Raw genomic sequence first — 25429 nt, forward strand, 5'->3', positions numbered from 1 at the left:
CGATATGCGGCTCGAATTACGCGGTCTCACCAAGCGATTCGGCACCTTACTGGCCAACGATCACATCGACCTCGTCGTCGAACCCGGCGAGATCCATTGCCTGCTCGGCGAAAACGGTGCGGGCAAGAGCACGTTGATGAACATGCTCTACGGCCTGCTGCAGCCGGACGACGGTGAGATCCTGCTGGACGACAAGGCGGTCACCTGCTTGTCACCCAGCGACGCGATCAACGCGGGGATCGGCATGGTGCATCAGCATTTCATGCTGGTTCCGGTGTTCACGGTGGCAGAGAACATCATCCTCGGCCGGGAACCGACCAAGGGTTTCGCCGTGCTCGATCGCGGCGCCGCGCGCAAGCGGGTGCGCGAACTGTCCGAGCGGTACGGGTTTCCGGTGCAGCCGGACGCGCTGGTCGCCGACCTCTCGGTCGGTGAACAGCAGCGGGTGGAGATCCTGAAGGCGCTGGCCAACAACGTCGAAGTGCTGATCATGGACGAGCCGACCGCCGTGCTCACCCCGCAGGAGATCGATGAGCTGATCGAGGTGCTGCGCGCGATCGCCGCGAACGGCACGTCGATCATCTTCATCACCCACAAACTCAAGGAAGTCACCAGGATCGCCGATCGGATCACCGTCATCCGGCGCGGCAAGGTGGTCGGCACCGTCGCGCCGACCACCCCGGAGGCCGAGCTCGCCGAGCTGATGGTCGGTCGATCGGTCGAGCTCGTCGTCGCCAAGACGCCGGCGCAGCCGACCGGACCCACCCTCGTCGTCTCCGATCTCACCGTGGTCGACGCGGCGGGCACGGTGGTCGTGGACAGCGTGTCGTTCCGGGTCGACGGCGGCGAAATCGTCGGCATCGCAGGCGTGGTCGGCAACGGACAGTCGGAACTGGTCAACGCGCTGCTCGGCTTGCGCACCCCGGTGGCAGGCACCATCACGGTCGGCGGCTGGGAGGTGGTCGGGCGGACACCGCGCCAGCACCTGCACGCCGGCATCGGGTATGTGCCCGAAGATCGTTCGCACGACGGCGTCATCGATACCTTCAGCGTCGCCGAGAACCTGGTCCTGGATCTGATCGATCGCCCGGAGTTCTCCAGGCACGGCGTGCTGTCCCCAGCCGCGGTGAAACGCAATGCCGAACAGCGGATCGAGGAGTTCGACATCCGCACCCGCTCGATCACCGATCCGGTGCGCACGCTGTCCGGCGGCAATCAGCAGAAGGTGGTGCTCGCCAGGCAGCTGTCCCGGCCGCTCGAGGTGCTGATCGCCGGGCAGCCGACCAGAGGGCTCGACGTCGGGTCGATCGAGTTCGTGCACAAACGCATTGTCCGCGAACGTGATCAGGGGACCGCGGTGCTGATCGTCTCCACCGAGCTCGACGAGATCTACGCGCTGTCGGACCGCATCATCGTCATGTACCGAGGCCGGATCGTCGGGATCGTCGGTCCGGACACGCCACGCGACCAACTCGGCCTGATGATGGCGGGCGCTACCCCGGAGAGGGATCGATGACTGACGCATCGCGGAGCGAGCCTGCGAAGGGCGGTGGCCGGGCGGCGCGTTGGCTCGATCGGGCTTGGGTGCGCGAGGTGACGGTCAGCGCGCTCGCGGTGCTGCTCGCGCTGGTGGTCGGCGCGGTGCTCATCATCGTGAGCGACCCGAATGTCACTGCGGCGCTGGGCTATTTCTTCGCGCGGCCGATGGATACGGTATCGACGGCTGGCACCGCCGTCGGCGACGCGTACAAGGCACTCTTCCTCGGCGCGTTCGGCGGCACCCAGCAGATCGCCGAAACCCTGGTCGCCGCAACGCCACTGATCTGCACCGGGCTTGCCGTCACCCTCGCGTTCCGGACCGGCCTGTTCAACATCGGCGCGCAAGGCCAGCTCATCGCCGGAGCGCTGTTCGCAGGCTGGGTCGGCTTCGCGGTGCATCTGCCACCGGTGCTGCACGTGCTGGTCGCCCTGCTGGCAGGCGTCGCGGGCGGCGCGGTGTGGGGCGGGATCGCCGGATTGTTGAAGGCGCGCACCGGCGCCCACGAGGTCATCACCACCATCATGGGCAACTACATCGCGTTGTACGCGCTCACCTGGCTGCTCACCACCTCGACGCTGCAGCGCCCCGGCCGCAACGAGCCGATCAGCCCGGTGGTCGACGAGACCGCACAGCTCCCCCGCTTCGGCGACACCCGCCTGCATCTCGGGCTGCTTGTCGCGGTCGGCGCGGCCGTGCTCGTGTGGTGGTTGCTGTCCCGCTCGACGCTCGGCTTCCAGCTGCGTGCGGTCGGCGCCAACCACGACGCGGCCCGCACCGCGGGCATGAGCGTCGGCAAGGCGTACGCGCTGGCGATGCTCCTCGCAGGCGGACTCGCCGGATTGGCGGGCGCCCAACAGGTTCTCGGCACCGCGCTGCCGTTGACCAACGGCATCGCAGGCTCGTTCGGCTTCGACGGCATCACCGTCGCGCTGCTCGGTCGCGGCAGCCCGATCGGCACCGTGTACGCGGCGCTGCTCTTCGGCGCGTTGAACGCGGGCGGCAACGAGATGCAGGCCGCGACCGGAACGCCGCTCACCCTGGTGACCGTGCTGCAGGCGGTCATCGTCGTGCTGGTCGCGGCGCCTGCCGTGGTGCGCACCGTGTTCCGGATCAAAGCCGAACGCGCGGACGCTGTGCTCGCGAAAGGGTGGAACTGAATGGCGACACCGTCCTCGGTCGCCGCCCGCGACCTCGAATCACCGGAGAAGCGCAGCAGGCGGCTCCGTCTCGGGATCCTGCTGCTCGTCCTCGCGATCGGCGCGGTGTTCCTGGCGATCTACACCAAGTCGGGCACCGTCGATTTCCGCCTGGCCGCACCGGAGGCCACCGGCCCCTCCGATATCTACGTGCCTGCCAAGCCTGCCGCACTGCTGCTTTCGGCGATCGCGGTGGCGATCGCGGTCGCGCAGCTGTGGCGCGGACTGTCCGGGCGGTGGGCCTGGCTGCTGTTCACCGTGTTCGGCTTCGCGTTCGTGGTGACCTTCGTCTGCTGGGCGGCCTCGGGCAAGATCTTCCCGCTCACCAACCAGATTCAGGGCACGCTGGCGCTGTCGACACCGCTGATCCTCGGCGCGCTGGCCGGTGTGCTGTGTGAGCGGGCTGGTGTCATCAATATCGCCATCGAGGGGCAATTGCTGGCAGGCGCGTTCGCGGCCGCCATCCTCGCGACGGTGAGCGGAAGCTTCGTCGTCGGGGCGGTGGCCGCGGTCGTCGCGGGGGTGTTCGTCGCCTGGCTGCTCGCGGTGTTCTCGATCCGCTATCTGGTCAACCAGATCGTGCTCGGGGTCGTGCTCGTCGTGTTCGCGACCGGCATCACCGGCTTCCTGTTCGACCAGCTCGCAGGCCTGTCGAACGGGCCTGCCCGGTTCAACAATCCTGGCACGTTGCAGCCCATCGCGATTCCGGTGCTTTCGTCGATTCCGGTGATCGGTCCGACCGTGTTCGATCAGACCGCGCTGGTGTACGCGATGGTCGTCGCGGTCGCGCTGATCGGCTTCGTGCTGTATCGGACGCGCTGGGGATTGCGGGTGCGGGCGATCGGCGAACATCCCCGCGCCGCAGCCACCGTCGGCATCAAGGTGCTGCGGGTGCGCTATCAGGCCGTGTTGATCGCCGGTGCGGTGGCCGGGCTCGGTGGCGCCTACTTCACCATCGGCTCCACCGGCGGCTTCACCAAGGAGATGACGGCGGGCAACGGGTTCATCGCGCTGGCCGCGGTGATCATGGGCCGCTGGCATCCGCTCGGCGCGGCCTGTGCCGCACTGTTTTTCGGCTTCACCAAGGCACTGCAGGGTCAGCTGCAGGTGCTGGCGACGCCGATTCCGACCGAGGTGCTGCAGATGACGCCGTACCTGCTGACCGTGATCGCGGTGGCGGGGGCGGTGGGGCAGGTGCGGCCGCCCAAGGCCGACGGGGAACCGTACGTTCCTGCGTAACTACCCGCCGAACAACAGGTACAGGCCGGTGAAGGTGTACCCGACCATGACCAGCATGAGTGCGAGCTGACCGGTGGCGCGGTGTCCGGGCGGGAGCAGTCGCAGGCAGCGGTCGTGTGCAGCGGTGACGCCGAGGACATGGCCGGTGAGAACCGCGAGCACCTTCGTGGTGGCGAGCAGGGTCGGGTGACCGGAGAGCACATAGCCGACCTCGCGATGCGCGAGACCGCCGATGTCCCAACCACGCTGGAAGGGGTCCGCGAACAGCAACGCGGTCGCCTGGCCCTTCTCGACCAGGAACGTCAGGTAGTGAGCGACGACGTATCCGGCGATGATCGGCGTGATGCTGTGCGCCAACAACCCTGGGAGCCTGGCACGTTCGGATCGGGCGAGACCGCCGGTCGCGCGGGCCGCGACAGTGAACACCGTGCCGACGAGCACGATGACCGCGAGCAGACCACCGGTGCGGACCAGCGTTGCGCCGAAACTCGAACCGCCGCTGAGGGAATCGACCAGGTTGCGCCAGCCGGGCATGGCCGAGAGGCTGTCGAAGGCGGTCGAGCCGAGCAAGGTCGCCGCGAGCGCGACCGACCCTGCCCGCACCGGCGTCCCGGCCAGGTGACGCAGTGGCGCGCGCAGCACCAGCTCTCCCGACGGTTGCCGACGGCCGAACGGGCTGAGCCGCGCCAGCAGACTGCTGTACACCTCGAACGGATCGGCGTGCTCCGCCCATGCGGTGCCGAAGAGCACCAGTCCGAGCAGGGTGATCACGACATATCCGAGCAGCCAGCAGCCAACGGCGGCAACGGAACCCGGATTCGGGGACGCCAGTTCCAGCCATACGAAGGCGAACAACCCGAGCACCGCGGGCCGATACCCCCACGACTCCGGGTAGGCGCGAAGACCGGCGTCGGCCCTGCGGCCCACGAGGGCGCAGACGCATCGATGCGGCGCCCGTACCGGCGAGAGCACCCGCCAGACCGGGCCGAGCAGCAGCGACGCGAGCGGCACGCCGACCCACAGGTAGATATAGAGCACCCCTGGCACCGGATTGTCCTGCGGCGACGGCGAACCGAGCACCGCAACCAGCCCAACCAGCGTGGCGGCGGCGACCCCGACCACCGCGAGCACGAACCGGACCGCGCGCGCATCGATCACCCGGCGAACAATCGACGGCAGCGCCAACCCGGGGGTTTCCCGCGCCAGTCGTGGCCGCCGCCACGCCACGAGCAGGATCGCGAACGAGAACGTCAACGCCCACGCGGCGCCGATCAGGGCGTAGGTCAACGGGATCGGCAGATCGGCAGCGCCGTTGAGTCCGTGCGCCAGCGGCATGATCACGGGCGGATCAGCACCGTCACCACCGTTTTCCCGGCATGATGCAGTTCGACATCGACGCGTCCCGGCGTGCTGACGACGAAGCGGAACTCCTGCCCGTTCTCGGGTTCGACCGGGAAGGTTCTGGCCGGATCGGCGTGCACGTGCAGCTCGTCGGCGGCGTCACTGTCGACGCGCAGGACGATCGGCTGCCCGACCTCCGCCTCTGCGCTGCTGTTCGTCGGCGTAACCACGCCACCGGCAATCCGCACCGCGACCACCACATCGGGCGAGGCGTCGGCGGACAGCGCCGGGTAGGACGGATCCGCCGGGCCCGCAGGCGGATCCGTCGTCGCGGGGGCACACCCGGCCAGGGTCGCCGATGCGGCGATGCTCGCCACCAACACGCTGAATCGACCTGCGCGGATCATCACATCTCCTTACGGTCCTGCGATTCGGGATCGGCGGCCTGCTCGGCCTCCCTGCGCTCGGCGCGGCGATCGCGGATCGCGATCGCGAGGACGACGCCGACCACCGCGAGCGCGGGCACGAACGCCGGGATCGCCAGCAATGCGGAGTGACTGGCGAGCACGTCCACGCCCTGTTCATACCTCACCGGCGGGCCGCCTGCGCCCGTTCCGCGCGGGCATCGCTGCGATAGGCCAGGTTGATCCGCGCCGCGCCCCAAGACAGTGCGCCGATGACGAGCAGTGAGCAGATCAGCACGACCGTCGCGGCGGCGGCCTGCAGCCACACCGGGTGGTCGAACGAGCGTTCCCGTTGCAACACAGTGACTTCGGAGACGAACGGGCGGGTGAACTCGTCCAGCGCAGGCACCCCGGCGGCATCGATACCGCGGTCGTCGGGCATGTATATCGGCAGGCCGGCGAGGAAACGGCCGTCGTGCACCCGGAGCACGGTCTTCCAGTTGCCGTACGCCGGAACCGGTTTCGTGCTCACGTAGTGGCCGTCCGCCACCCGGCTCAGGTGGTCGACCACCAGACCGCGCCCCGGACTGTCGGGGCTGTCACCGACCAGCCCGGCGAGGCCCTCGGAGCCGATACCGCCCTGCCAGGCGAGAATCTGTAGCCATTCGGGGTCGTCGCTCACCAGGCCGGCGGGTGTCACGGTGACATCGGCGGTCACCATCCGGCCGGCGGGCGCGGGTGCGGCGTCCTCGAGTCGGACCGTCGCCGAGGCGTGCTCGGGGACGTGGATCCGCAGGCCGTTCGCGGTGGCCGCGGCCGCGATCAGCACGGCGACGATGACGGCGCCCCGCCGCAGCGCGGCCCCTGGCAGCTGTTCGCCACGCAGGACCATGCCGAACAGCGCGCCGAGCACGCCGCCCGCCACGCCGATCGGCACCGCCATGGCGAGTAGTTCCGGCCACATGCTCGTCGGCCACGGGTCGACGAACATCCGTCCGACCCAGAGCGATTCGAGCCACAGACCGAGGGTCGCGGCAACCAGCCCGGTGAGCGCACCCCACCAGACAGGCTTGCTGATCATGGGCAGCACCGCCATCAGCTCCACGACCACCGCGGCGCCGAGGTACAGCGGAAAGACATTGTGCGGCGCCCCGAGCACCGGGCCGACCAGCACCGCGACCACGCCACGGACCACGAACGCGAACACGACGGCCACCAGTGCACTGCCGCGCCCGAGCGTATAGCGGGCGGCGATCAACGCGATCGTGGCGGCCGCGGTGATCAGCATCGGCTGGAAGACCAGGCGGAACTGCGGGACACCGAAGTCGAATTCGACGCCGTACACCGACAATCCGATCAGCAGACCACCAAATGCGCAGACCCGCCCGAACCACAGCCACGGGCCGTCGGTGCGGTCCGGATCCGGCCGGTCGAGGCGGCCCTCGAATTCGAGCAGCAGCACCGCGACCAGCGAAAGCCCCGCGCCGCCGATCAGCATCAGATGCGTTGGGCCCCACAGGGTGACGTCCTGGCCGAACATCCGGTGCCAGAGGTCGTCGAGCGGGAAGCCGATGAGGGCGTACAGCCCGACCGCGGCCATCAGCACCCCGCCGACCGGGGCGTACCAGGTGCGGGTGATGCGGATGGCGGCCGGGCCCGGCTTCTCGTCCAGCGGCAGGACGACGGCAAGCATGCCCGCGATGAACAGGAAGAACAGGCCGATCAGGATGAAGTAGTGTGCCGGGTTCGCCAGCGGGCCTTGGTCACGGCCGTTGCCGATGTGCAGGCTCACGTCCCAGATGAAGCCGAGCAGCGCGGTCAGGATCGTGGTGATGAACAGCGTCAGCGGCAGGGCGACCCAGCCTGGTCGATTGCCGAACTGCCCGAGCCGGTCGGCCGCGGTCTTCAGCCAGGTGATGCGGCGGGTGCGGTGCAGGTAGGCCACCCAGAACAACACCGCGGCGACCAGCAGCGCCGAGCCGGTCAACCCGACGACTTGATCCAACGCGGCGCCGCCGCCTTCCGATCCGCGTGCGAATACAGGGGTCATCGCGACACGCTCTCTCTGTAACTCGGATTCTCTGTAAGCGCGAATGCCCAAGAAGCGCAAAGCTATGCGCCCTGGCATGGGCGTTGGGCGAGTTCTGGGAGGGCTCACATATCCACGCCGAGGGCGATAGGGCAGGATCCCAATCGGACGAGCAAATACTCAGCCACAATAATTAGGACAAATCGGACATTAATGACAAGTCGGAACTGGGGCTGACATGTCATCTCCGAAGTCATCGTTGAATGCCGCTGTGTTGCCCTTGCGTTCCGGCCGCGAGGCGCTACCCTAGTGCTCCCGTCGGCAGCTTCATCGAGCGCGGGCGAGTTGTTTCCATGCGCACGGACTTCGCCCACGTCAGACCATTTGTTGAAAGGCCAACTCGTCGCGGGAAATAGCGCCGAACATGCTCTGGATGTCAGCCGAGAACCGGAAGTTTTGGTAACTAGATGATGTCCAGTAACCCTATCAAGATCAAGTGAACGAAGATCAAAAACCTTGCTACGCAAGGTGGTCCAGGTGTGTATGCTATCGATCAATCACGCACCCCACTACGAGGTGGGGACAATAGGCGAGGGTGGTGTCGGTGTGGACGTGAACAGACTCCAGATACGTCGCGCAGCTATTGCGGCGATCGCTCTGGGTGTGCTGGCGTTGGCGGTAACCGGCATGATCGATCGACTCTTGCTCGGCACGTTCATCTTTGCCGGACTCGTGGTCGGCTGGCTCAATGCGCAGATCACGTTGTGGGCCATCACCAAAATCGCCGACACGGAAACGCCGAGCAAGCAGCGCCTGGTCGGTTCGTCGCTGGCGCGGCTGGCCTGCATTACCGCGTTCGCGATCCTGATCGCGTTCCTGGCACGACCCAACGGGGTCGGGATCTTCTTCGGCTTGGCCCTTTTTCAAGTTGCCTTGGTCTTCAATACTGTTGTGCCTGAATTGAAAGGGCTTCGCCAAACGCCATGACGATCTCTGCCATTTCGTTTGCCCAGTTGACCTTGCTCGCACAAGAAGCCCCAGCCACCGAGGAACCGAAGATCAAGGTCGGCCACCACGCGGTCGCCCACGTCTTCGGCATGGACTTCAACGTCGACACGATCGTCTCCACGGTCGTTGCCGCGCTGATCGTCCTCGCGTTGGCCTTCTACCTGCGGATCAAGCTCACCTCCGGGGTACCGAACGGCGTCCAGCTGTTCTTCGAGTTCGTGACGAAGCAGATGCGCGACCAGGTGGAAAGCGCGATCGGCATGAAGGTCGCGCCCTTCGCACTCCCGCTGGGCGTCACCCTCTTCGTCTTCATCCTGCTGTCGAACTGGCTGTCGGTATTGCCGGTTCAGCTCGGCGAGGGTGAATTGATCTTCCCGCCCGCGTCGGACGTCAACTTCACCTATGCGCTCGCATTGTTCGTGTTCATCGCTTATCAGGCTGCTGGCATCTACCGCCGCGGACCATTCGGACACGTGAAGCAGCTGCTGAAGGGCCACACCGGGTGGGGTCCGATGGTGTTGATCAACGTCATCGAGGAAGTCGCCAAACCGCTGTCGCTGTCGCTGCGATTGTTCGGAAACATGTTCGCAGGCGGCGTGATGCTCTCCGTGATCACGCTGTTCCCCTTCTGGGTCAGCTGGGGCCCGAATGCCATCTGGAAGATGTTCGACTTGTTCGTCGGCCTCATTCAGGCATTCATCTTCTCGCTGCTGACCGTCCTGTACTTCAGCCAGTCGATGTCGCTGGAGCACGAAAACCACTGAGCGGCGCTGCCGGTCGGGAACACACCACTTACAAGAACAGGAAGTGAAAATGGCTGACCCAACAACCGCCGCTATCGTTCAAGGCGCACTGATCGGCGGCGGCATCATCATGGCAGGCGGCGCAATCGGCGCTGGCATCGGTGACGGCCTCGCGGGTGCCGCATTGATCAATGCCACCGCTCGCCAGCCGGAGTTGGAGCCGCGGTTGCGCACCAGCTTCTTCCTGACCGTCGGTCTGGTCGAGGCGGCGTACTTCATCAATCTAGCGTTCATGGCGCTGTTCGTATTCGCGACTCCCGGCAAGTAATCCGGGCATGTCAGCGAGAACAGATGTGGTGGCCGAGGGGAACTTTCTCATCCCCAACGGCACCTTCCTCGTCGAGCTGTTGCTCTTCCTGATCGTGCTCGGTGTCATCTGGTTCTTCGTTGTTCCGCCGATTCGCAAGGTTTTGGCGGAACGCGAAGAGCGGGCCGCCGAAACGTTGTCGAACACCAAAGAGGCACGACAACTTTTCGCCGAAGCCGAAGCCAAGCATCGGGCAGCGATCGAGAAGACGCGGGCCGAGGCCGCTGCCATCCGGAACCAGGCACGGGCCGAGGGACGCGAGATTCTCGAGCAAATGCGCGGAGAGGCACAGCGCGAGGCCGACGCCATCGTCGCGGAAGCCGAGGCGCAGCTGCGGGCACAGGCCGACCAGGTCGCCGCCGAGCTGCGCGAAACCGTCGAACCGATCGCGCAGTCGCTGTCCAACCGCGTGGTCGGCATCGATGATCGGCGGGCAGGCACCAGCCCTGGCCATCAGACAGGACGGGCATCGTCATGATTGCTAGCACCGAGATCCTTGCCGAGGGCATCTACCAGATCAAGTTCGAGCCGGAGGTGTTCTTCAGCCAGCTCTTCGCCTTTGCGGTCATCATCTGGCTCTTCGTCAAATACGGTCGGCCGTTCCTCAAACGAGGGATGGCCAAGGCCCAAGGCGACATCCAGAAGCAGATGGAGGACAACAACCAGGCCGCGGAGCGGCTGGCCAAGGCCAAAGAGGTGTACGAGAACGGGCTGGCCGACGCGAAAACCGAACTCGCGCAACTGCTCGACGATGCCAAGGCAGACGCCGAGAACATCGTCGTGCAGATGCGTGAGGCCGCCAACGCCGAGGTCGATCGGGTACGCAAGCAAGGCCGCGACCAGATCGAGCTGATGCGCAGGCAACTGATCCGAGACCTCAAGGCCGACTTCTCCGCCTCGGTGCTGAGCCACACCGCCGAGAACGTGCGCGAGCAGGTCAACTCGCCGCAGGTCAAGTCCGACGCCGTGGAGAAGTTCCTCGACGAGCTCGAGGTCATGGCGAACACCGGATCCGAGCTGCGGGCACGCAGCCAATCACAGTGGAACTGAGTTACTACTCCTGGAATTGAGCCCCCTCAGCGCAGCATCGAGCGGGGCCCTCCGGAAATCGACGCGACCCACCCGGCGGGCGTGATTATGCTGGCACAAGATCGAATACTGCCATGCCGTTTGGATCGGAGTTTGAAATGACGGAGGCAACTGTCGGCGCCGACGCCACCCCCACGCTGTACGAATGGGCCGGTGGCACTGAGGCTTTCGAGGCACTCACTGAAGCGTTCTATCGGGAGGTGCGCAAAGACGACGTCGTCGGCCCCCTGTTCCGTGGCATGGACCCGGGACACCCGAAGTACGTCGCGATGTGGCTGGCCGAGGTCTTCGGCGGGCCTGCCGCCTACAGCACCGAGCGCGGCGGCTACGCACACATGGTGCGCCAGCATCTCGGCAAGGCGATCACCGAGCCGCAGCGCCGCCGGTGGGTCAATCTGCTCATGGACGCCGCCGACGAGGTCGGCCTGCCCGACGATCCCGAATTCCGCGCCGCCTTCGCCTCCTACATCGAATGGGGCACCCGGCTGGCGCACGCCAACTCCCAACCCGACGCCAAGCCGCCGCTGGAAGCGCCTATGCCGCACTGGGGTTGGGGCGTCGCACCGCCGTACCGGCCGTGACATCCGCAGCAGCGAGGTGATCGGCGGAGCTCATGCGAAGAAACCCTTGAACAGGATTTCGCTGATCCTGGTGACGGTCTTCTTGCCGACCTGGTAGCCGTCGTCGATCACCTGGGTGTTGTTCATGATGGCGACCGTGTACTGCTCGCGCGGGCCGACGAAGCCGACGGAGTTCATCAGCCACGATCCGTCGTCGTTGTCGTCGGCCCAGCCGTTCTTGTTGCCGGGCAACGCCTCCGGGCCCGCGCCCCACACTCCCCAACGCTGGTCGTGGTCGAGCGAGGCGTCCCCGTCGACCGAACGCATCTCCGAGACCAGATACTGCCGATGCCGTGCGGGCAGCTTCTCCAACGCGAAGTTCATCAGCTGTTCGAGATCGGTGGCCGTCACCATCATCCAGCCCCACGCGTCCGGATGACCTGCGGAGAAGTACATGTTCGCCATCCCGAACGAGCGGAACCGCGGCGCGTAGGATCGTTCGCCGCCGTACCGCTCCCACAGCGTGGTTGCGGCGTCGTTGTCGCTGGAATGCAGCATCCGGTGCATCAGGTCGCGGTCCTCGGCGGTCAAGGTGAGCACGCCGGTGTCGTCGCGCAGCAGCAGATCGACCGCCATCGCCAGTTTCGGCGTCGAGCAGGCCGAAATCGGCACCGCCGCATGGGCGTTGCGCCACACCGCGCCCGTCCTGCGGTCCCGCACCACTATTCCGGTGAACCCGGGTCGGCTGCTCGCGTACGCGTCGGCCTGCGCGATGCGCGTTCGGAAGGCGGCGTCGAAGCCTGGCGGATCCGGCATCGGCGATCCCGGGACCGGCATGGCCGGCTCGGCGGGCGTGCCGCCCGCGCCCTCGGCATCGTGCTCGTAGGCCAGGACCGCGACCACCGAGGCGGCGACCAGCATCGTGGACAGCAGCACCGGGAACCGTCGCCGCCGCGCCGGGCCCCTTCGATACGCACAGACCAACCGCATGGACGTCCATCCCTCGCTACACGATCTCGCTAGACGAACTCTGGTCGCCGGTCATGCTCGGCGATCAGCATTTTTGTCAGCCGAGCACATCGAATCAACCCGACACCCGGACAGAGAGCCGATGAATCCTGTTCGAGGTGGGTTCGAGGAGCCGGGCAGCGCTGCCGTCCATGTGGCGAGGCCTATGGTGTTTCCCGTGCATACGGCTGCCCCTGGCGCTAGGGGCAGCCATTTCGGCGCACCATCGGTTGGGCGGGATTGTGTAACACGCCAAATAATTCGTCCGATCTCCAGTTGTCCGCGCCGGCTTCGCGGACCGTGTGGGAGGACATGGTCGTTCGGAGCCGGTAACCACCCACATCGATATCGGGGGTTCTATGAACATCAAGCCATGGGCGTTCGCCGCGCTGGCCGCGAGCGTCGTCATCGGCGCCAGCGGGTGCGGTTCGAGCACCACCAGCACGTCACAGGCGACCAGGACGTCGATCCCTTCGGCCGCTCCTGTGCCGGGCAACGCCACCGACCAGCCCACTGATCCGCCACAGGCACAACCCAATCCGGACCAGTCCGGACCGCCGCCCGCGAGCGCTCCGGTCACCAAGAACGAACCAGCGCCTGCTCCCGGTCCCGCGCCTGCTCCCGGTCCGGCGCCGAGCAAGGGGCCCTACGGGAGCGGCCACGGCGTGTGCTTCGACTTGAACTCCGAGCTCGCCACTTCCGCGCTCGCCCGCCTCGCGCCGAACAGGGAGGGCTACCCCTGGGTCATCGAGACGGCGAGCACCGATCCGATCGACTCGGGCTGCGACGGCGTCTTGTCCTGGATGCTGGTGGACTGGAAGGGTAGCCACCCGGCCTACCACGTCCTGTTCTTCGCCGACGGCAAGTACCTCGGCACCGCGACCTCGAAGCCCTACGGCTACACCACGATGCTCGCGAAGATCGCCAAAGACACTGTGCGAGTGCAGTATCGCTGGGTGAAGCCCGAAGATGCGCTGTGCTGCCCGTCCGGCGGGCCGAACACCGTCTCCTTCACCCTGACCGGAACGAAGGTCCAGGCGAACGGCGACTTCCCGCCCGACAACTGAGGAAGCGCTAACTCGACCACGCAATGCGACACCCATGCCTGCGGGCCTGGGTGTCGCATTGCGTGTGCGACACGGTGGTTGCGTGCCGAGGGGGCACTGGTGGCAGCGGTCTCTCGGGCGATGCCGCCACCAGTGCCCCGTGATCAGCTGACCAACTCCGATCGCGAGTTAGTCGCGGAGTAGTGCGACGATGGCCTTGGGGGCGGCCAGCCATTCGCGAATGTTGTTGCGTACCAGTGTTGTCCAGCGGCATTCGCAGTAGGCGGTGACTCCGTCGGCATCGATGCCCGCGGCGCGGCACAGCGCGACGGCGCGCGGCACGTGCCGGTGCTGGGTGACGATGATCGCGCGTTCGATGCCGAACAGTTCCTTGGCCCGCTCGCAGGTCGCACGGGTTGACAGCCCGGCGCCGTCGGTGCGAACCAGCGCGGGGTCGACGCCATGATCCGCGAGATACTTTGTCATCGAGGCGATTTCATCACCCGACGTGCCCGCCGCATCACCGGAGACCAGGATCTCGCGTGCCTTCCCGGCCCGCAGCAGCTCGATCGCCACGTCGAGCCGCCCGCGCAGGTACGCCATCGGCCAACCATCCGGCCCCACCTTCGCGCCGGGCACGATCACCACCGGGACCGTCGGCGCAGCAGCGACCTCGAACCGGTGCCCGTTCGACACCATCCACAGCCGGACATTCGCCCCCACCACGATCACCACGAGGCCGCCCACCGCAATGGCTCCCAGCTTCAGCATCCCGCGCACCCAACTCCGCCGCATACCCACCCGAACCACTGTCCTCCTCATCAGCGCCCATGGTAGGCGACCCATCTCCCCAGCCTCGCTGCCCACGAGTGGCACACCATGGAGAGCTCTTCTCGCACTTTGCCGCAGCCATGTGCCACTCGGGGCGTGGGTTGGATTCAGCGTCGGACGCGGTAGCGAATGTGGGTTGCCGCGGGCGTGTTGATCACCTCGACGATGTCGAGTTCGATCTCTGATGGCAATACGTCGAACAAGCGACGGCCGCGACCGAGCAACACCGGAATCACGTGGATCTGCAGTTCGTCCAGCACCCCGGCTGCCAACGCCTCGCGCACCGTGTACGCGCCGCCGCGTATCTGCACATTTCGCTCCCCAGCAGCAGCTTTCGCCTGTGCCATCGCGCTTTCGATGCCGTCTTGCACATAGGTCACCAGCGGATAACCCCAGCGAGCGGCGGGTGCAGGCGGGCGATGGCTTGGTACGAAGATCGGTTGGCCGTTGTGATCGCCACCCCAGTGGTCCATCAGCTCCGCGGTCCGTCGGCCCGACAACACCGCACCCGCGGCGTTCCACTCCTCCTGGAACTGGGCGTGCGGCCCGGCGGCGTCGGTCTCCTCCGCCCACCGGTGCAATCGCTCACCGTCCTCGCCCCCGAGGAAGTCATCGGAATCCGCGATATACCCGTCGAGCGACATCGACATATCCAGCACTGATACAGACATAGTTAACTCTTTCGCAGGTTTCGAGTGACCTTCCTACCCGATCAGACGACGGCGGGCCGTGGAATTCATCGCTGACTCGCCGCAGATCGCAGGCGCGGACGCGACAACGCCGGGAACCGGCCGTACGGACGGCGATTCAGGTGCGGTTGGGGATGCGTGGAGGTGGGGCGTCCTCAGGTGGGGCGTCTTCGGGTTTGGTGGGGCGGGAGCGGGTGATGGCCACGCCTGCCAGGCACAGCAGGCCGCCGACGACAGCCAGCGGAGTGGGGACCTCGCGGAGGGCGATCCAGGACATCAGGACTACGAGGGCGGGGACCACGTACGTCGTGACGCCCATTTTGCCTGCGGTGGTGCGGGCTAGGGCGTAGGCCCAGGTGGTGAACGCCAGGGCGGTGGGGAATACGCCCAGGTAGAGGACGCTCAGCGTCGAAGAGAGCGGAGCCGAGGCGGCTTCGCTGACCAGTTGGCCTGCAAACGGGACGCACGCGATGGTGCCGACTACGCAACCGCCGGTGGTTACCTGCAGCGCCGAAGCGTGGGCGAGCGTTGGCTTTTGGGCAACCACCGCGACCGCCCACGCCGCGGCGGCGGTGAGACAGAGCACGACACCCAGGATCGCCGCGCTGCCGCCACCGGAGTTCGACAGCCCGACCACGATCGCGCCGCCGAAGGACACGGCAATGCCCGCCATCAGTCGCGCCGGAAACCCTTCGCCGAGCACGAGTCCGCCGAGCAGTGCGATCAGCACCGGCCCGATGTTGATCACCATCGCCGCGGTGCCCGCGTCCAGGTAGCGCTCACCCCAGTTCAACGCCACCATGTACACCCCGAACCAGAGCACGCCCGAAATGAGAATGCCGCGCCACGCACCACGCGCAGGCATCCCCTCCCCGGTGACGATCAGGATCGCCACCAACGCGACCGACGCGGTCAGCAGTCGACCGAACGCCAGCGCTCCCGGCGAAAAGTCTTCTCCCGCAGCGCGAATGAACACGAAGGCGGACGCCCACAGCACCACGGTGATGGCAGCAGCCGCAAGGGCCTTCCGGTCACCGGCCCCGACAACTCGATCCATTGTCCGAACGCTAGATCATCGCCACCCAGAACTCACGCGGTTTTCGGACGACGCAGCAGGCGATCCGCGCATGTGCCGAGGCCGCCGTGGAGGAGGTTGGAGCCCCACCCGAACGCACTTGTCGGACGAGACTCACGCGATCCGCGCGCTGCTGCCGAGATCACCGTCGAGCAATGCGGAGCCGAGCATCGTCACCTCGTGCCGCATCGCATTGCGGTGCCGCCAGCTGTCGACGAGTCCGGCCTCGCGCAGGATCGACGCGTGCTCGCTGGCCGTCGCTGGTGAAACACCCAGTCGCCGTGCGAGTTCGGTCGTGCTGCACCCTTCCGCGATCACCTGCAGAGCGGCCGCCCTTGTCCGGCCGAGCAGTGCGGTCAACGCCTCGTTGGTCGGGCGCGGACCCCAGACCGCCGCGAAATCGCCGATATCACGCAACACGGGAACGATCAGGGTCAGTGGCATTTCGTCGTCGACGGTCGAGTGCAGCGTGATCGGCTCGGGCCACGCGAACAGCGACGGGATGATGATCAGCCCACTGCCCTCGGGGTTTTCGTTGCAGCATTCGATATGCCGATGCACTTCGAGGACCGGCGCTCGCCACCGCACATGCGGGTGCAGCCCGGCGAGCATTTGCTCCACCCCTTCGGTGGCCATGGTGCGAGCCATCCGGTCCGCCGCCGCTTCGAGATACGCCTGAATGTGTGCCCACCGGCCGCCGAAGGCCACCGAATGGAACGACTCTACGGCGGCCGCGACATGCTGCCGCGCTGTGCCGTCACGACCGGACAATTGCTCGATCCAGCCGGGCAGCGGCTTGTGCCCGAACTCCGCCCGGTGCCGGACGACGCTCTCCACCTCGTTGCGCAACTCGACTCGGGAGGCCAGGTGCAGCGCCTCGATTCCCGCGGACATCGAACGCGCACCACGGGTGGGCGTGATCAGATCGAGGAACCCGTCGTCGACGGGCAGAATGTCCGCGAGCACACCGAAGTCGGCGGGGATCGACGCGCGCACCTGACTACGCCAACCAGAAAACCCGGCCACGTTATTGCGCTGCACGACCCGGCTGGCCAGCATCGTCTCGCCGAGGGCACCGAGCGGCGCACCGATCCGGATGCGCAGCAAATCCTCTGGCGTCATAATGATTCGCTTCATCTATCGCCCCGCATCATCCGCACCGATACCGTCCCAACGTACGCGTGCTCACCACGAACCGCGCCACCGAACCGCGACGAGCGGATCCACCTGAACCAACAAATCCTTGGCATCCGGCCGAACCCGCGCGTCCATCAGCTCCGGTTCACCGCGCCGGGACCATGTCGATGCCAACCGCTTCAGCCCCGCCGTCCATTCCGCCCCGACCCGATCGGCCATCCAGGCCACCGCCACCGCAAGGCCCCCTTGGCCTGGCGCCGCGACATCTTTCATCATGTCCGCACTCCTCATCGTTGCTACTCAGCCAGCCTATGAACGAGGAGTCGACTGACGCACCAACATTCGGCCCAGGCCGAAACACCCGCACGATTCGGCGGGACATGGTGTGGAGTGCAGACAACTGAGCACGGCCGCCGAGGGGTGCGGCCGTGCTCAGGGTGTGGGGTGGGTCAGGCGGCGGTGCGGATGGGTTCGCCGCGGTAGCGGGCGAGGTTGCCGTCGATGCGGAGGGTGCGCCAGAGGAGTTTGGCGACGGGGTTCATCAGGCCGATGTCGGTGGCGAGCATGCGGGCCTCGCCGAAGTAGTCGCGGCGACGAGCGCGGGCTTCCGGGCTGCGCCAGAACAACTCTCGGCGGATGTGACGCGGAATGTCGAACTCGCTGAACAGGGAGCGCGGCGGCTTCACGATCAGGTCGCAGGCGATGAACATGATGATGGGATAGGCCAGCGACAGCGTGCTGCGCTGGACGAAGCCCAGTTCGGGGACCCGGTGGCGCAGGTATTCGTGCGCGAAGGAGATGTGGCGTGCTTCCTCGGCGATGTGGATACGCATCACGTCACGCATGATCGGGTGCACGGTCTCACCGCTTCGGATCATCGACTTCTGCACGTGGTCGATCGGCTCCTCGCCCGCGAGGACGGCGACGAAGAAGGTCGTCGGGAAGTAGCGGCCGAGCAGCGGCACCAGCGAGCCGAGCAGCCGCATCACCTGGCCCATCCCCGGCACGTCCGCGCCGATGCGGTTCACCATCTCCTGGAACATCTGGGTGTGGTTGATCTCTTCGGCGACCTCGTGGTTGAGGTAGCGGAATTCGCGAGATCCGTTGGGCACCTTGGCGAACAGGTAGTTCATCACCCCACCGATGAGCAGCTGCTCGAACTGCAGCCCCACCTTCGCGATGTTGGCCTGCCGCCACATCCCGATCTCGATCTTGCGGTCCTCGGACAGCGCCAGGTACCACGGATGCGCGCCGAGCGGATCGGCGGAGGCGGGCAGGATCCATCGCGGATCGTTCGGGATGATCGCCCACTCGGGCGACTCCCAATCAATGTCGATAAACGGGTCGAAGTGCTTGTTCACCGACCCTTCCGACAGCGTCGTCAAGATGGCCGCGTAGGTGCCCTGTTTCGCGGTGCTCGACGGCGCCGTTGCCGACTGAGTTGCCATGACGTCTACCTCATATCCAGTTCGAGGTTAATGTGACACACGTTTACAGTAACATCCTGTCTCGCCTATTTCTAGAGAACGGACCGCATCGCTGAGCGGTGACTTTTCGATGCCGAGCGAGAAGAATCCCGGTCACCGCCGCACTCCTCGCCGCAGGCGCCCGTCGATCTTGGGTGACCCGCGCTAAATGGGTTGACCTCGACGGTGCGTCAGGGTTTAGCGTTTCGGGCGTGACGATCACGGTGTTGGACAGCTATAGCTCCATGCGCGCCATCCTGACGGCGCCGCTCGCTGATCGCCCGGCGCTACTGCAGGCGATGCTCGAGCCGATGGCGGACATGTACAAGTACATGCCTGGTGCGCAGGATTTGGTGCAGGTGCATCACATGAGCAGTGGGTTCCGGGTCGATCGGGAAGTCGATGGCGCGCTGGCCGGGCTGGCGACGCTGCACGAAGCAGGAGCTTGGGAGCGGATCGAGGGGGCGCTGAACAGCGCGCTCGCGGTGCAGTTGGCGGCGACGCCGGGCATCGTGGTTCCCGACATCACGGCGCTGATCGTGTTGGGGGACAACTCCGATGCGCATTTCATGGATGTGGCGCTCGGCATGACCGCGAGTGGCGGCATGTCGGGATATCTGTGGTTCGCGTTCTGGCCGAGCGCGGAGAACCTGGAACGGCTGGAGGCGACGGCCGCGCACGAGCTGAACCACAACCTGCGCTACAGCAACGTGCGGTGGGATCCGGCGACGGTGACGGTCGGCGAGCACGTCGTCAGCGAGGGGCTCGCGGACGCGTTCGCCCGGCATCTGCACGGCGATCTCGGTTACGCCAGGATCGGCACGTCGTCGCTGCACGACGATGCGGTGTACGACAAAGTCGTTGCCGGCCTTGATATCCGGGGAATGGAGAATTTCGCCTCGTACGTGCTCGGTGACGCGATCGCCACCAAGTTCGGCGGCACCCCGGTCGGCCTGCCGACCGGCGCGGGCTACGCCGTCGGCAACCGGCTGGTCGACTCCTATCTCGCGAAAACCGGTAAGCAGGCTCCCGACGCCCTGTTGGTCGATGCTGCGGAAGTCATCGCACTCGCCACTCGATAGTCGGATCCGCTTGCGCGACTGGACTGTTCGACCGCGCAACGCAACGCGGCCGGCCGACGCAACGAGAGCGTCGACCGGCCGCGCCGGAATCAGAGCCGAGCGGTTGTCAGCAGTTGCTGGGCGCGGGCACCCCGCGGAACCGTCCGTCGAGCCAGTTGAGCATCGACGGAATGCCGAGCTCGGCGGCGGTCAGGTGGTCGGGCGTCGGGTACAGCTCCGCCTGCACCTTCACCCCGGCGTTGCAGTACCGACGGTTCGTCTTGATGATCGCGTCGAGCGGGATGACGTTGTCCTGCGGCGAATGCCATTCGAAGATCGGCGTCTCCGGAACACCGTCGTAGAGCTCGACGCTGTTCTCGTCCGCGACCGCCCATGCCTTCGGGTCGTTGGCGAGCACAAAGTCTTTCGCGTACTCGTCGAGGTCGTGGCCGACGCCCTTCGCGAGCAGGTCATTGGTGCAGGAGTTGGCGATGGCGTTGACCGCGGCGATGCCACGATCGTTCAACGCGCTGCTCATCGGCAACCGATCGGGGTATTCACGCTCCAGGCCGACCACGGCTGCCATGCCGAGACCGAACGCCGGGTGCTTGTTGTGGCCGATGGCCCAACCCATCGTGGTCAGGTTCATCGGGACACCACCCTGGGCGGAACCGACGATGTTCAGTTCCGGCGCGTACTTCGGCGCGAGGGCGGCCGCCCATGCGGTCGCCATGCCGCCACCGGAGTAGCCGGACAGCGCCACCGGGCTCTTGCCGAGGCTGAGTTCCGGCAGTCGCTGTGCGGCACGGATGCCGTCGAGGGTGATCTTGCCGCCCAGCTTCGCCGCGCCGTAGGCGCTGTTGGGGCCGAGGTGATCGGGCAGCGCGACGCTCCAACCACGCTGCAGCGCAACGTTCAACGCAGGCGCGAAGGGAACGATGAAGTTCGGGTCGTTGGCGTAGAGGCCGTGCGAGATCGCGCACTGGGTGCCGAGCCCGTTGATGATGTGCTGGAAGCTCAGCAGCGGCGCGTCGGCGCGGTGCAGCAGCGGCGTCAGCACCGTGGTGGTCGCGGCGATCGGCTTGCCCGCCGAGTTGGTCGAGCGGAACTTGACCAGGGTGACCTTGGCGCCGGGGAAGAACCACAGGCCCGGCATCGGACGGACGCCGAGCACATCACCGTTGGATTTGCTGCCGATGTCGGCGGGCGCCGCGTAGAACGGGTCTGGGTCCGGATTCGGCCAGACCGGCTGTGCGCTCGCGGTCACCGTGCCCGCGGAGACCATGACCGCGCCCATCGTCAGCACGCCCAACGCGGCGCGCAGCGACGGGAATTTCCTGCCACTGCTCGCCTGCCGGAAAAGTCTTCTGCCCACTGGTGTCCTACCTCCACTGCATCGCGGGAATTCTATGGTGTCTACATTTCAAACGCGCGGCCGTTAAGCGGAACTTAACTCGTAATTAGAAATGGCCGAGCCGGTTCGACAGCGCCGTCGACATCTGCATGTTTATATGAATTGCATTGGTCCGCATGGCGCGGGGTCCAGGATGGCCAGCTCCCCCATCCCGGACTGTCTGTCGAGCCGAACAAGCCTCAGGCCAGGCACTTTCGGTGTGGCACTATGCCAACCTCGGCCTCGGCACCTATCGATCCGCCCGGCCGCTGATCGCGTGGCAGGCGTCGAATTGTCTGTTTCCGTCAGAGTTTTCCTGTGAATACCGGTGATATCCGAGTCTGGCACACTCCCGAGTTTTGTCGTGACCGACGGTGTCGCTCGGTCAGAGTAATAGCGACGGCCCAAACGGTCCATTGCTACGCCGTACGACTCCCGTTGTTAACGCGCCGATCACGGCGGGCTCCGTCGAAATTCACCGCATCGAGCAATCGCGGGCACACCTCGAATTGGCCGACAGACCAGGATCATTGTGCATTTCCCCAGGACCCGGGGCCGCCAGGCGTTGCCCATTGATAGCCACACCCCCATTACTGTGGATCGCGTCACCCGAGGTGGAATAACCGCCGCCCCTGCACGATTGGACTCCACCATGACTAGTGCCGACCTGCTCGCCGACGCCTTCGGCCGCATCAAGGACAACGTGCACGCGGCGGTCGCCGGACTCACCCGCGACGAGCTGTCCGCCCGCCTCGATCCTGGCGCGAACTCCATCGCCTGGCTGGCCTGGCACCTCACCAGGGTGCAGGACGACCACATCGCGGATGTCGCAGGCCTCGAACAGGTCTGGACCTCGGCAGGCTGGGCCGCGCGTTTCGACTTGCCGTTCGACGACGCGGCCACCGGCTACGGCGACGAACCGGCCGACATCGCCCACCTCGACGCGGTGTCGGCGGAGCTGCTGCTCGGCTACTACGACGCAGTGCACGCGCAGACACTCGGCTACGTCGCGGGCCTCACCGACGCCGACCTCCCCCGCATCGTCGACACCCGCTGGAATCCCCCTGTCACCCTTGGCGTCCGACTGATCAGCGTCGTCGACGACGACATCCAGCATGCGGGCCAGGCGGCCTTCCTCCGCGGAGTCCTGCTGCGCCGCAGGTAGATCAGGGTCTGTCTGATCACGGTTGCTGACCAGACCCACAGGGATCAGGCCGGCGGCCAGTTCCTGAGCACCGAGTCGAGCGCATCCAACGCGCGCCGCCAGGAATCCTCCACACTGCGGGGATGACTGTCGTAGCGGCCGGTCCGCTCCAGGCTGACGTACCCGTGAAAGGTGCCGTGCAGCAGGCGGATCGCATCGGTCTGGTCGGGCTCGGCCAGGTCGTACCCGCGCAGGATCGCCCTGGTCATCTCCGCGTGGCAGCGGGCAGCGCTGGCGGCCGCCGTCTCCGGGTCGAGGGGGAACTGCGTCGCGGCGTAGCGCCCCGGATGGTGCTTCGCGTAGTCGCGGTAGGCGTTCGCGAAGGCCACCAGCGCGTCCTTGCCTGCGCGGCCCGCCAGCGCGTCGGCGACGTTGTCGGCCAGTTCGGCCAGTGCGAGCACCGCGACCTTCGCCCGCAGATCGCGCGCGTTGTCGAGGCGGGAGTAGAGGCTCGCGTCCTTGACGCCGAGACGGCGGGCCAGCGCGGAGACGGTCACGTTGTCGAAACCGACCTCGTCGGCCAGCTCAGCCGCGGCCTCGATCAAGCTCTCGCCGCTCATCCGTGCCCGTGCCATACCTTCTCCTCATTTGCCGACATCTCTAATCTATTTGCCTAGTAACTCTAGGTAGTTTAGCGTATGCACTCGTAAAAACAGCGAGCGAACACGGATGAAGGGGAGCCCTCCACCATGACCACGCGGGTTTCCCAGACCACCCGCCCGACCGAGTTCGGCCGGATCTATCCGCCGGACGCGGCCTGGCTCGCGCGCCAGCAGCACGAAGAGATCCTGCTGCCGACGCTGCCGATCGTCGACGCGCACCATCACCTCTGGTACCAGCCCGGGTTCCGCTATCTCCGCGAGGAGTTCGCGGCCGACACCGGCAGCGGCCACCGCGTGGTCGCCACGGTGCACGCCGAGTGCATGTCGGCCTACCGCACCACCGGTCCGACCGAACTGCGGCCGGTCGGCGAAACCGAAACCATCGCCGCCTTGGCCACCGCCAGCGACGCCGCAGGCAGCCCGACCAAGGTGGCGGCCGGGATCATCGGGCGTGCCGACTTCGCACTGGGCGCGGACATCGTCGACAACGTCATCGAGCATCACCTCGCCGCGGGCCGAGGCCGGTTCCGCGGCCTGCGCTACTCAGCCAGCTGGGATGCGAGCGACAAGATCCAGCTCAGCCATCCCGGCGCGCGGCCGCACCTGCTCGCCGAGCCGGTGGTCCTCGACTGCGCACGCCTGCTCGTCGAGCGGGACATGACACTCGACCTGTGGCTGCTGTTCCCGCAGCTCGCCGACGCCGCCGGGCTGGCCGACGCGCTCCCCGAACTCCGGCTGGTGCTCAATCACTGCGGTGCGCCGCTCGGCTTCGGACCGTACGCCGACAATCGGGCCGAGCACTTCGACACCTGGGCCCGCGGCATCAGGGAGGTAGCGCGACGACCGAACGTCGTGTGCAAACTCGGCGGCATCGTCGCCAGCGCCGCCGCCTTCGACTACCGGACCGCCGCCGCACCACCGACCTCGGAACAGCTTGCCGCACTGTGGCGTCCATGGTTCGAGACCTGCATCGACGCCTTCGGCCCCGACCGCTGCCTGTTCGAAAGCAACTTCCCCGTCGACAAGATCGGCACCGGCTACCTGACGCTGTGGAACGCGTTCAAGCGGCTCGCCACCGGCGGTTCGGACACCGAACTCGCCGCGATGTTCGCCGGAACCGCCTGCCGCACCTATCGACTGACGCCATGAACCACGCGCCGTGAGTCCGCTTGCGCGCCACCATGGAAGGACCTGACATGACCGAATTGATCACCACCCCTATTACTTCCGCGCTCCTGCGTGGCGCCATCGATGTAGAACACACCGCCACCGGCGTCCTGCCGCACCGGCTGCCCACCTGGGCCCGCCAGCAGTTCCCCGACGACTATCTGAGGATGGTCGAGGCACAGCCCACCGGCGTGCGACTGGCGTTCCGGACCGCGGCGACCGTCATCGAGCTGGACGCCTTGCCGACGCGGACCGGCTACTGCGGCGCCCCCGAGCCTGCGGCAGGCGTGTACGAACTGCTCGTGGACGGACAGCCGAGTGGCCACGGCCACGTGCCGGGCGGCATCCGTCACCTCGTCGACATGGCCACCCAGTCGACGGTCACCGAGCCGGGCTCGGTCGGCACCATCCGGTTCGCCGGCCTGTCCGCCGCACCGAAGGATGTCGAGATCTGGTTGCCGCACACGGAGATCACCGAGTTGGTCGCCTTGCGCACCGACGCGGCCGTCGAGCAGGCGTCGGACCGGGGACGCCTGGTCTGGCTGCACCACGGCAGCTCGATCAGCCACGGCTCCAACGCCGATCGCCCGACTGCGAGCTGGCCCGCCGTCGCCGCGGCCCGCGGCGGCGTCGAACTGATCAACCTGAGCCTGCGCGGCAACAGCCTGCTCGACCCGTTCGTCGCCCGCACCATCCGCGACACCCCCGCGGATCGGATCAGCCTGAAGATCGGCATCAACCTGACCAACACCGACGTGCTGCGGTTGCGCGCCTTCACCCCTGCGGTGCACGGCTACCTCGACACCATCCGCGACGGTCACCCGAGCACGCCGCTGCTGATCGTCTCCCCCGTGCTCTGCCCGATCCACGAGGACACCCCCGGTCCCGGCGCCCTCGAATTCGACGGCACCCGGGTGCGATTCCGCGCCACCGGCGACCCGGCCGAGCGCGCGGCCGGAAAGCTGACGCTCAACGTCATTCGCGACGAGCTCGCCCGCATCGTCGAACAGCGTGCGGCCGAGGACGCGAACCTGCACTACCTGGACGGCCGCACGCTGTACGGAGAACCGGACTACGCCGAGCTGCCGCTGCCCGACGAGCTGCACCCGGACACCGCCGCGCACCACCGCATCGGTGCGCGGTTCGCTGACATCGCCTTCGGCACGAACGGGCCGCTCGCCGCGAACTGAGTGGTCGGCGGCACGCTGCTGCGCCGTGGCTTCCGAACCCGTTC

At 66.7% G+C, this 25429-nt stretch carries 27 protein-coding genes; 14 read left to right on the top strand and 13 right to left on the bottom strand.

Annotated features, from left to right (window positions below; genetic code table 11):
* Window positions 1-4 precede the first annotated feature (4 nt).
* From ACGFNJ_RS06155 to ACGFNJ_RS06165, 3 genes are read left to right on the top strand one after another with little or no spacing between them, the layout of a single operon-like run.
* A complete protein-coding gene (locus tag ACGFNJ_RS06155) occupies window positions 5-1516 on the top strand; it encodes an ABC transporter ATP-binding protein (RefSeq protein WP_393443995.1) in 1512 nt (503 codons plus the stop codon).
* Window positions 1513-2697, top strand: coding sequence for an ABC transporter permease (locus tag ACGFNJ_RS06160; RefSeq protein ID WP_393443997.1), 1185 nt, complete (start codon window positions 1513-1515; stop codon window positions 2695-2697). Before ACGFNJ_RS06155 ends, ACGFNJ_RS06160 begins: the two co-directional genes overlap by 4 nt.
* Window positions 2698-3975, top strand: coding sequence for an ABC transporter permease (locus ACGFNJ_RS06165; RefSeq protein ID WP_393443999.1), 1278 nt, complete (start codon window positions 2698-2700; stop codon window positions 3973-3975).
* Here the strand turns inward: ACGFNJ_RS06165 and ACGFNJ_RS06170 are convergent, their stop codons facing one another.
* The 4 genes from ACGFNJ_RS06170 to ACGFNJ_RS06185 are packed head-to-tail and all read right to left on the bottom strand — an operon-like array spanning window position 3976 to window position 7770.
* A complete protein-coding gene (locus ACGFNJ_RS06170) occupies window positions 3976-5310 on the bottom strand; it encodes a hypothetical protein (RefSeq protein ID WP_393445873.1) in 1335 nt (444 codons plus the stop codon).
* Between the two features lie 2 nt (window positions 5311-5312).
* The gene (locus ACGFNJ_RS06175) at window positions 5313-5723 is read right to left on the bottom strand and encodes a hypothetical protein (protein WP_393444002.1); all 411 of its coding nucleotides are present in this window, start codon (window positions 5721-5723) and stop codon (window positions 5313-5315) included.
* Entirely contained in the window at window positions 5723-5908 is a 186-nt protein-coding gene (locus tag ACGFNJ_RS06180; protein ID WP_393444005.1) for a hypothetical protein, read from the bottom strand. The genes ACGFNJ_RS06175 and ACGFNJ_RS06180 overlap by 1 nt, the downstream gene beginning before the upstream one ends.
* The gene (locus ACGFNJ_RS06185) at window positions 5905-7770 is read right to left on the bottom strand and encodes a hypothetical protein (protein ID WP_393444007.1); all 1866 of its coding nucleotides are present in this window, start codon (window positions 7768-7770) and stop codon (window positions 5905-5907) included. The genes ACGFNJ_RS06180 and ACGFNJ_RS06185 overlap by 4 nt, the downstream gene beginning before the upstream one ends.
* 585 nt (window positions 7771-8355) lie before the next feature.
* Here ACGFNJ_RS06185 and ACGFNJ_RS06190 point away from each other — a divergent pair.
* The 6 genes from ACGFNJ_RS06190 to ACGFNJ_RS06215 all read left to right on the top strand — a co-directional run bounded on the left by ACGFNJ_RS06190 (window position 8356) and on the right by ACGFNJ_RS06215 (window position 11537).
* A complete protein-coding gene (locus tag ACGFNJ_RS06190) occupies window positions 8356-8736 on the top strand; it encodes a hypothetical protein (RefSeq protein WP_393444009.1) in 381 nt (126 codons plus the stop codon).
* The gene (gene atpB / locus ACGFNJ_RS06195; RefSeq protein WP_393444011.1) at window positions 8733-9521 is read left to right on the top strand and encodes a F0F1 ATP synthase subunit A; all 789 of its coding nucleotides are present in this window, start codon (window positions 8733-8735) and stop codon (window positions 9519-9521) included. The genes ACGFNJ_RS06190 and atpB overlap by 4 nt, the downstream gene beginning before the upstream one ends.
* 49 nt (window positions 9522-9570) lie before the next feature.
* Window positions 9571-9828, top strand: coding sequence for a F0F1 ATP synthase subunit C (locus ACGFNJ_RS06200; RefSeq protein WP_069161494.1), 258 nt, complete (start codon window positions 9571-9573; stop codon window positions 9826-9828).
* A gap of 7 nt (window positions 9829-9835) precedes the next feature.
* Window positions 9836-10345 (top strand): F0F1 ATP synthase subunit B, encoded by a 510-nt coding sequence (locus ACGFNJ_RS06205; RefSeq protein ID WP_393444013.1) that lies wholly within the window; start codon window positions 9836-9838, stop codon window positions 10343-10345.
* Entirely contained in the window at window positions 10342-10917 is a 576-nt protein-coding gene (locus tag ACGFNJ_RS06210; RefSeq protein ID WP_393444015.1) for a hypothetical protein, read from the top strand. Before ACGFNJ_RS06205 ends, ACGFNJ_RS06210 begins: the two co-directional genes overlap by 4 nt.
* 137 nt (window positions 10918-11054) lie before the next feature.
* On the top strand, window positions 11055-11537 hold the full coding sequence (locus tag ACGFNJ_RS06215) for a group II truncated hemoglobin (RefSeq protein ID WP_393444017.1): 483 nt from the start codon (window positions 11055-11057) through the stop codon (window positions 11535-11537).
* A 30-nt stretch (window positions 11538-11567) separates the two neighbouring features.
* Here ACGFNJ_RS06215 and ACGFNJ_RS06220 read toward each other — a convergent pair whose 3' ends face one another.
* Window positions 11568-12506 (bottom strand): tat pathway signal sequence, encoded by a 939-nt coding sequence (locus ACGFNJ_RS06220; protein ID WP_393444019.1) that lies wholly within the window; start codon window positions 12504-12506, stop codon window positions 11568-11570.
* Between the two features lie 377 nt (window positions 12507-12883).
* Here ACGFNJ_RS06220 and ACGFNJ_RS06225 point away from each other — a divergent pair, with 377 nt between their 5' ends.
* On the top strand, window positions 12884-13591 hold the full coding sequence (locus tag ACGFNJ_RS06225; RefSeq protein WP_393444021.1) for an LppP/LprE family lipoprotein: 708 nt from the start codon (window positions 12884-12886) through the stop codon (window positions 13589-13591).
* Between the two features lie 168 nt (window positions 13592-13759).
* On the opposite strand, the gene ACGFNJ_RS06230 is transcribed toward ACGFNJ_RS06225, so the two are convergent.
* The 6 genes from ACGFNJ_RS06230 to ACGFNJ_RS06255 all read right to left on the bottom strand — a co-directional run bounded on the left by ACGFNJ_RS06230 (window position 13760) and on the right by ACGFNJ_RS06255 (window position 18750).
* Window positions 13760-14341, bottom strand: coding sequence for a vancomycin high temperature exclusion protein (locus ACGFNJ_RS06230; RefSeq protein WP_393444023.1), 582 nt, complete (start codon window positions 14339-14341; stop codon window positions 13760-13762).
* Between the two features lie 167 nt (window positions 14342-14508).
* Entirely contained in the window at window positions 14509-15072 is a 564-nt protein-coding gene (locus ACGFNJ_RS06235) for a dihydrofolate reductase family protein (RefSeq protein ID WP_393444025.1), read from the bottom strand.
* Between the two features lie 136 nt (window positions 15073-15208).
* Window positions 15209-16147, bottom strand: a complete 939-nt coding sequence (locus tag ACGFNJ_RS06240) for a DMT family transporter (protein WP_393444027.1) — start codon at window positions 16145-16147, stop codon at window positions 15209-15211.
* A gap of 132 nt (window positions 16148-16279) precedes the next feature.
* A complete protein-coding gene (locus ACGFNJ_RS06245; protein ID WP_393444029.1) occupies window positions 16280-17302 on the bottom strand; it encodes an ArsR/SmtB family transcription factor in 1023 nt (340 codons plus the stop codon).
* A 48-nt stretch (window positions 17303-17350) separates the two neighbouring features.
* Window positions 17351-17578 carry a hypothetical protein gene (locus ACGFNJ_RS06250; protein WP_393444031.1) on the bottom strand — a complete coding sequence of 76 codons (228 nt, stop codon included), beginning with the start codon at window positions 17576-17578 and terminating at the stop codon, window positions 17351-17353.
* 173 nt (window positions 17579-17751) lie between these two features.
* The gene (locus ACGFNJ_RS06255; RefSeq protein WP_393444033.1) at window positions 17752-18750 is read right to left on the bottom strand and encodes a diiron oxygenase; all 999 of its coding nucleotides are present in this window, start codon (window positions 18748-18750) and stop codon (window positions 17752-17754) included.
* 230 nt (window positions 18751-18980) lie between these two features.
* Between ACGFNJ_RS06255 and ACGFNJ_RS06260 the strand changes: the two genes are divergently transcribed.
* Entirely contained in the window at window positions 18981-19850 is an 870-nt protein-coding gene (locus tag ACGFNJ_RS06260; protein WP_393444035.1) for a DUF2268 domain-containing protein, read from the top strand.
* A 106-nt stretch (window positions 19851-19956) separates the two neighbouring features.
* Here the strand turns inward: ACGFNJ_RS06260 and ACGFNJ_RS06265 are convergent, their stop codons facing one another.
* Window positions 19957-21126, bottom strand: a complete 1170-nt coding sequence (locus ACGFNJ_RS06265) for a lipase family protein (protein ID WP_393445875.1) — start codon at window positions 21124-21126, stop codon at window positions 19957-19959.
* A gap of 748 nt (window positions 21127-21874) precedes the next feature.
* On the opposite strand from ACGFNJ_RS06265, the gene ACGFNJ_RS06270 reads away from it, so the two are divergent.
* Entirely contained in the window at window positions 21875-22387 is a 513-nt protein-coding gene (locus tag ACGFNJ_RS06270; protein WP_393444038.1) for a DUF664 domain-containing protein, read from the top strand.
* Window positions 22388-22431: 44 nt separating this feature from the next.
* On the opposite strand, the gene ACGFNJ_RS06275 is transcribed toward ACGFNJ_RS06270, so the two are convergent.
* Entirely contained in the window at window positions 22432-23001 is a 570-nt protein-coding gene (locus tag ACGFNJ_RS06275) for a TetR/AcrR family transcriptional regulator (protein ID WP_393444040.1), read from the bottom strand.
* A gap of 114 nt (window positions 23002-23115) precedes the next feature.
* On the opposite strand from ACGFNJ_RS06275, the gene ACGFNJ_RS06280 reads away from it, so the two are divergent.
* Both ACGFNJ_RS06280 and ACGFNJ_RS06285 read left to right on the top strand, forming a co-directional pair.
* Complete coding sequence (locus ACGFNJ_RS06280; RefSeq protein WP_393444042.1) at window positions 23116-24177, top strand: amidohydrolase family protein; 1062 nt, start codon at window positions 23116-23118, stop codon at window positions 24175-24177.
* 47 nt (window positions 24178-24224) lie between these two features.
* A complete protein-coding gene (locus ACGFNJ_RS06285; RefSeq protein WP_393444044.1) occupies window positions 24225-25385 on the top strand; it encodes a GDSL-type esterase/lipase family protein in 1161 nt (386 codons plus the stop codon).
* Window positions 25386-25429 lie beyond the last annotated feature (44 nt).

Origin of the sequence: Nocardia sp. NPDC049149 (assembly GCF_043197455.1) — a bacterium.
Classification (GTDB): Bacteria; Actinomycetota; Actinomycetes; order Mycobacteriales; family Mycobacteriaceae; genus Nocardia.